Below are 6,905 nucleotides of genomic sequence, written 5' to 3' on the forward strand. Positions count from 1 at the left end.
CCGTCCCGCTGACGCGAGCGGCGTAGAACTCGCACCAGGGATCCCCCTTCTCTCTGGCCTTGGTCTCCTGGCCGTGGAAGAGCCCACCCCGCTGGAAGAGGCGGTTGTAGAAGACTTGATCCAAAACCGGCTTCTGCTGGATGTTGCCGTTGTAGACCAGATTCATCATCGCCGGCACCGCCCCTTGAGCAAAATAGCAGGCGGGATCTTCTGCCCGTGGGTAGGAAGCTAAAAAGTAGTTGGCTTCGTAGTTGCCATCAATGGCCACCCGGCAAGACTGGCCACTCACCACCTCCAAAGCCTGCCAGCGACCCCACCCCAGGCTGCTGGCCACCGCATAGCCGCCGTGGATCCAGTCGGTGTCCTTCTCCAGCATCGGCCCCACCAGGGTTTCCCACTCCACCGATTCCATGATGTTGCCGAAGGTGTAGAACACACAGACATGCCCCGACTCGCGGATGAGAGCTTCCCCCACCCCCATCAGCTCAGCCTGCACCGCCTTCAGCTCCTGTAAAAAGCGATATTGAATGCGGTTGTAGTAGTTGGCAGGCATGCGCGTTAGCAACACGTTAAAGGCGCGAATCTGCCCCTGATCATCTCCGGCCAAAGGCAGGCCCCACAGAGCTTCGTTGACCGCGTCATAGTCCACTGCCGTTACGGGCTGCGGGAACTGGGTTGGCTGCTCAATAAGCTTGCCCATGCCTGGACTGGGAGTCAGCGACTGAGGCTTTGGCAGCCGAGTGGCCTGGATCACGCAGTGATCCTTGCGCGTAACGGCCATACACTCCGTTTCTTCTGCCCCGTAGCTTCCCAGCTCGCCAAAAGTGGCATCCAGAGCTGCTGCCACATAGCCCACCGCCAAGTGGTCAATGGGACGTGTGCGGTTGACCTGATCCCCGTACTTGCTCAGCCAACCTTCTGCATAGTGAGAATGGGTAAGCTGCACTTCCCCGCCTGAAGGTGTCACCTCAAACGCCAGCCGCCCAAATCCTAAAAAACTGAAGATCTGAGCTGCCACTGCCAGGCGCTCTTGGGTCTCCTGAATGCCAAGAGCCTTGAAAGCTCCGTACAGAAGACTGTAAAAGATCTCTTGGGCTGCCGTGCGCAGGATCCCTACTCCATCGATCCAGTCGGGATCTTCAATAGTCTGCTGCAGGAATAGGTTGTAGTGATGGCAGTGGAAGATAACCGGCTCTCCAAACAAAGTAGGGGCTTTTGGGAAACGCTTTGATGACAACCCGCAACGCCGAAGTGCCGGCCAAGAGGTAGTCCGCCTCTTGGTCGGGGCTGACGGTTTGACAAAGGCGGCTATTGGCCTGCAACAGGTCGCCGGCGTAGGTGCCCAAACGTTCTAGGGCTTGCTCCTCTTGGGAATCGCTGACGTAGGTTACTTTGGCTACTGTGGTACCATCAGTGGCCCGCCCTATCAAAACAGCAATCAAGCCCGGAAGGCCGGCAATGTGCTGTTCGACTACGCTGCTGAGGGTTCGGATAGCCATGATCTGACTCCTTCCTGCGGCTACATGGGATAATTTAGGTATATACACGGGATATTGGAGTGTCTAGTGAACTAGGATGGATCGGATATTTCCAGAGAAATCTCCTGACCGGCTTAGCTCCAGGGATCCCAGTTCTCGTGAAACTTGCCTTCCAAGATGGCCTGACGCATCTTCTGGGTGTAGCGCATCAGCTCCGTGATGTTGTGGATAGAAAGCAGGGTATAGCCCAGGATCTCCTGGGCGCGGATGAGGTGGCACAAGTAGGCGCGGCTGAAGTGGCGGCAGGTGTAGCAGGGACAGTCGGGATCGATGGGATCCAGGCTGCGGCGGTGCTCGGCATTTTTGATGTTCCAGCGTTTGCCCCGGCTGATCACCGTGCCATGGCGGGCATAGCGGGTGGGGATCACGCAGTCAAACAAATCCACTCCGGCGGCCACAGCGGCCCGCATCTCTGCATAGGTGCCCACCCCCATGAGATAACGGGGGCGATCTGCCGGCAGTAGAGGGGCTGTTTGCCGCACAACGGCGTGCATAAACTCGACCGGCTCCCCCACACTCACCCCGCCAATGGCATAGCCCGGCAGATCCAACCGACAGACCTCTTCCACCGCCCGCCGGCGCAGCTCAGGGTAAACTCCCCCCTGCACAATGCCAAACAAAGCCTGATCTGAGCGGCGATGGGCTTTCACGCACCGTTTCAGCCACTGGGTGGTTCGCCGCACCGCTGCTTCCACTTCCTCAGGGCTGGCAGGGTAGGGCGGGCACTCGTCGAAGGCCATGATCACATCGGCACCCAAGGCATTTTGAATCTGGATGGATAGCTCTGGGGTGAAGTGAATGATGCGGCCATCGAGAGGAGAGCGGAACGTCACTCCCTCCTCGTTGATTTGGCGAATGGCGCTGAGGCTGAAGACCTGGAAGCCCCCTGAGTCGGTAAGGATGGGGCCCGACCAGCCCATAAAGCGGTGCAGCCCCCCTGCCGCTTGAATGATGCTTTCGCCAGGTTGCAGGTGGAGATGATAGGTGTTGCTGAGGATGATGTGGGCACCTGTCTCCTTGAGCTGGGCCGGGGTGAGGGTTTTCACGTTGGCCAAAGTTCCCACCGGCATAAAGCAAGGGGTTGGGATCCCGCCGTGGGGGGTGACGAAGTATCCTGCCCGCGCTTGGGTATGGGGGCAGGTGCCCTCGCAGGTGAAGGTAAAGTCGGCCAAGGTCAGCGTTATCGGCTTTAATCTTGTGCGCAGCAGAGCTTAGCACAGATAGAGCCGCCGGCAAGGGATCCCTTTTGCCAGCCTTGACAGGGATCCCCTGCTTTGGGCACACTTGTAGATCGCCGCGGAACTGGCGGAATGGTAGACGCGCTAGATTCAGGTTCTAGTGGCAGCAATGCCATCGGGGTTCAAGTCCCCGGTTCCGCACTCTCTTTCCTTCAACACTTAGGTTAAGCTATGCCGACATGCCCTGTCGGCCAAGGATAAGTATTGGGGGTGTAGCTCCACGGCCAAATTAGACTCCCTGCTCGCCGTGATGCTTCATCTCTTTCAAGTTGCCCTTAGAGGGTCAATTCGCTCTCAATTTGACTGAGTTTAATGCGGGCAAGAGCTAAGTTCCCTTTTTCTCGGTCTAAGGCTAGGTAGAAAAATAGGCCGTTTATGGTTTTAAGCATACGCATTAGATGGTACTGAGTTTCCAGGATGATTAAAATCTCTTCAATTCTGTCGGTGAACTTAAGTGACTCCGCGACTCGCATCTTAGCGCGAATCACTTCTGTGTTTCCGGCGATTGCCAGCTCCAAGTTAGCTTCAGGAAAAGCGGGACTGTTGGTGCCTTTGTACCCCAAGCACATCCCTGTTTTCCAGTCCCCCAGCGCTACCCCCAGTGCTCCATCGATGCTCAGAGCTTTTACCAAACTGTCTTGGAGTTTTTGCATGACTGAGAGTATTCCCCCTTTACAAAGCTCGTCGCTCTATAGTAAGTCTTCCGTTGAGAAATTTCAACTCGAAGCTTGCTTAATTTGCAGGAGCTAGAGTAGCTGACGCAGGCGTGGTGAAAATGTAGCGAACTGAACCAACGGGAAGCTGGTTTGGGGATCGGATCCCTGTAGCTTCCGGTGGAGAGGCTTGGAAGTTATGCTGGGGTTACCTCTTTTACCTTGAGACTATCGACCTCCGAGATCGGTGGATCGGGATCCCTTTCTCTCCGCTTAGTTTGACCTATGCCTAAGGCCCCCCTCCCTCCCAACGAAGAGCAGCGGCTGGCTGCCCTGCGGCAGTATCAGATTTTGGACACCGCTCCTGAGAACAGCTTTGACGAACTCGTGCGGCTGGCTGCCCACATCTGCGGCACGCCCATTGCTCTGGTCAGCCTTATCGACGAACACCGCCAGTGGTTTAAAGCCAAATTCGGCGTCGATGTGCAGGAGACCCCACGGGATGTGGCCTTCTGCGCCCACGCCATCTTGTCGCCTAAAGAGCCGCTGGTGGTGCCCGATGCCACTCAGGATCCCCGCTTTGCCGACAACCCGCTTGTTACGCAAGAGCCCCACATCCGCTTCTATGCTGGCATCCCTCTGGTAACTCCAGAAGGGCAAGCCTTAGGCACGCTTTGCGTTGTCGATTATCAGCCTCGGCACCTGACCCCAGAACAACTGGAGCAATTACAAGCCCTGGCCCATCAGGTGGTGGCCCAACTGGAGCTGCGCCGTACTTTGAGGGAACTGGCTCAGACGCCTCTTCTGCCTAAGTCGGGGGATACTAAACCTGCCCGCAAAAACCGCTTTCTCCTCAAAGTTACCGCCGGTTTTGGCCTAGCTGCCTTGCTTTTGGGCGGGATCACCTACTCAGCTCAGCGGAATGCCTCTCAACTGCCGCAGCTTACAGAACGAGTGGCCCACACTCTGAAAGCAATCCAAAACTTGGAAGGATTGCTGGCGGAAACCCGCGCCGCCGAAGCCGGTCAATATGGTTATCTTCTGACCAATAATCCTCGCTATCTCAGTGAGTACCAAGCCAGCCTTGAAGCCACCTCCACCCATCTGCGCTTGTTGAAAGAGCTCACTGCTGACAACCCCCTGCAGCAAGAGCGCCTGAAGCGCCTAGAGCTGCTGCTGGAGCTGCTGCTGGAGCAACTGAGGGATCAAGAGGGGCTACTCGCCACCCAGGAAGCCCTGGAAAGCAGCGAAGGGCCAAGGTTGGTGGAGCAAATTGCCGAGTTGATTCGGGTGCTCCAGCAGGAGGAAAATCGCCTTCTGCAGCAACGCAGCCAGGAATTTCAGTTTGCCTGGGTTAGAACCAATCTCATTGCTTTTGGCGGGCTCATTTTTACTTACCTGGTTTTGGCCTCGGTTTACTTCCTCATCCGTCGGGAGACTGCCGAGCGAGAAGAGGCAGAACGATCCCTCAAGCAAGAGCGAGATTTTACCAACGCGGTTATCGATACGGCAGGGGCGCTGGTGGTGGTCATGGATCCAGAAGGGCGTATCCTGCGCTTCAACCGCGCTGCTGAGCAGCTCTCTGGCTACTCGCTGGCAGAAGTCAAGGGCCGGCTGCTGTGGGATTTGGGTTTGATCCCGCCGGAAGATGTGCCTGGTGTGAAGCAAGCTTTTGAACAGCTCAAGGGCAATCATTCCCTCTTTTTGAATCGCCATGAGAATTTTTGGCGCACCAAGCAAGGGGCACTGCGGCTTATTTCTTGGTCTAACACCGCCCTAATCAACGCTGCCGGCGAGGTGGAGTTTGTCATGGGCACCGGCATCGACATCACCGACCGTAGGCTGGCGGAGCTGGCCTTGAAAGAAAGCGAAGAGCGCTACCGGGATCTCTTTGAAAATGCCACTGACCTCATCCAAAGCGTGGATGCCGAAGGGCACTTTTTGTATGTCAACCGCACTTGGAAGGAGACCTTGGGCTACGACGAAGCTCAGGTCTATCAGATGACCCTCTTCGACATTCTCCATCCCGACTGCCGGGAGCACTGCCAGGCTCTTTTCCAGAAGCTTCTAGCAGGGGAGAAACTGGAGAGGGTAGAGACAGCTTTCCTCACGGCCAGCGGTGAAACTGTTTGGGTGGAGGGCAATGTCAACTGCCGCTTTGAAGATGGAGTGATGGTGGCTACGCGGGGCATCTTCCGCAACATTACCGAGCAGAAGAAAGCGGCAGAGGAATTGGAGCGGCAAAACCGCCGGGCTCAGTTGCTAGCCAATCTCAGCTTGAAGATCCGCGAATCTTTGGATATCGCCGAGATCCTAGAGACGGCGGTAACAGAAATCCAAGCCCTGCTCAAAGCCGACCGAGTCTTGGTCTACCGCTTCCAGCCGGATGGTTCTGGGATCATCTCCAACGAGAAAACTCAGCCGGGGATCCCCTCCTTGCTGGGAGAGGTGATCGAGGATCCCTGTTTTCAGGAAAAGTACGCCCAGCTCTACAGCCAGGGCCGCGTTCGCGTTGTTAGCGATGTGGAAAGTGAAGGACTGGAGCCTTGTTACCTAGAGCTGCTGCAAAAAATGCAGGTCAGGGCCAACTTGGTGGTGCCGCTGTTTTTGGAGCAGCAGTTGTGGGGGTTGTTGCTGGCCCACCAGTGCTCCGGGCCCCGTCAGTGGCAACCCTTTGAGATGGAGCTGCTATCGCAGTTGGCCAACCAAATTGGCATTGCCCTCACCCAGGCAGCCCTTTTGGAACGGGAGAGAAAGCGCAGCCTGGAGCTGGAGCAGGCCCGCAAAGCAGCTGAGCAGGCTGCACAGGCCAAGAGCAGCTTCTTGGCCACCATGAGCCACGAGATCCGCACCCCCATGAACGCGGTGTTGGGGATGACGGGCCTGCTGCTGGAGACCCCCCTCAATGCAGAACAGCGGGACTTTGTAGAGACCATCCGCATCAGTGGCGATGCCCTGCTCACCCTCATCAACGACATCCTGGACTTCTCCAAATTGGAGGTCGGGGAAATGGAGCTGGAGATCCTGGATTTCGATCTCCGCTCGTGTCTGGAGGAGGTGGCGGATCTGTTTGCCCCCACTGCCCATGCCAAGGGGTTAGAGCTGGCGGTGCTTATGCCGCCGGAAGTGCCGCGCTACCTGCGGGGAGATGCCTCGCGACTACGGCAAATCCTCAACAATTTGGTAAGCAACGCCATTAAGTTCACCCACCGAGGAGAGGTGGTGATCCAAGCGGAGGTGCTGCAAGAAACCGCTACCCATGTCCACCTCAGGCTCTCGGTGAGAGATACCGGGATCGGGATCCCGGCGGCGGCGCAGAGCAAGCTGTTTCAACCGTTTAGCCAGGTGGATGCCTCTACTACCCGCAAATACGGAGGTACGGGACTGGGCTTGGCCATCTGCAAACAACTGACAGAACTGATGGGGGGAACCATCTCGTTGCAAAGCCAGGAGGGACAGGGCAGCACCTTCAGCGT

The 6,905-nt window shown here is 56.9% G+C and carries 5 protein-coding genes and 1 tRNA gene; 2 read left to right on the forward strand and 4 right to left on the reverse strand.

Translation table 11 applies throughout. The features are described from left to right. The 3 genes from NW819_RS01050 to tgt form a co-directional block, all read right to left on the reverse strand. Nucleotides 1-1,204, reverse strand: a 1,204-nt coding sequence (locus tag NW819_RS01050) for a hypothetical protein (protein WP_414412629.1), incomplete at its 3' end; no start/stop codon positions are given. Continuing rightward, on the reverse strand, nt 1,140-1,499 hold the full coding sequence (locus NW819_RS01055; protein WP_414412630.1) for a hypothetical protein: 360 nt from the start codon (nt 1,497-1,499) through the stop codon (nt 1,140-1,142). The genes NW819_RS01055 and NW819_RS01050, both read right to left, overlap by 65 nt. A 113-nt stretch (nt 1,500-1,612) precedes the next feature. Next, nucleotides 1,613-2,722, reverse strand: coding sequence for a tRNA guanosine(34) transglycosylase Tgt (gene tgt, locus NW819_RS01060; RefSeq protein WP_414351098.1), 1,110 nt, complete (start codon nt 2,720-2,722; stop codon nt 1,613-1,615). A gap of 112 nt (nt 2,723-2,834) precedes the next feature. Between tgt and NW819_RS01065 the strand changes: the two genes are divergently transcribed. Beyond that, nucleotides 2,835-2,917, forward strand: a tRNA-Leu gene (locus NW819_RS01065). A gap of 134 nt (nt 2,918-3,051) precedes the next feature. Here NW819_RS01065 and NW819_RS01070 read toward each other — a convergent pair. Next, nucleotides 3,052-3,429 (reverse strand): hypothetical protein, encoded by a 378-nt coding sequence (locus NW819_RS01070; protein ID WP_414329842.1) that lies wholly within the window; start codon nt 3,427-3,429, stop codon nt 3,052-3,054. A 285-nt stretch (nt 3,430-3,714) separates the two neighbouring features. Between NW819_RS01070 and NW819_RS01075 the strand changes: the two genes are divergently transcribed. After that, nucleotides 3,715-6,905: GAF domain-containing protein (locus NW819_RS01075; RefSeq protein WP_414412631.1), on the forward strand; the 3,191-nt coding region annotated here is incomplete at its 3' end.

Source organism: Synechococcus sp. R8-2 (assembly GCF_047461715.1).
Lineage (GTDB): Bacteria > Cyanobacteriota > Cyanobacteriia > Thermostichales > Thermostichaceae > Thermostichus.

Bases quoted from the DNA above. Each gene is read 5' to 3' on its own strand.
- NW819_RS01055 (WP_414412630.1), bottom strand. From the start codon at position 1,499: ATGGCTATCCGAACCCTCAGCAGCGTAGTCGAACAGCACATTGCCGGC.
- NW819_RS01070 (WP_414329842.1), bottom strand. From the start codon at position 3,429: ATGCAAAAACTCCAAGACAGTTTGGTAAAAGCTCTGAGCATCGATGGA.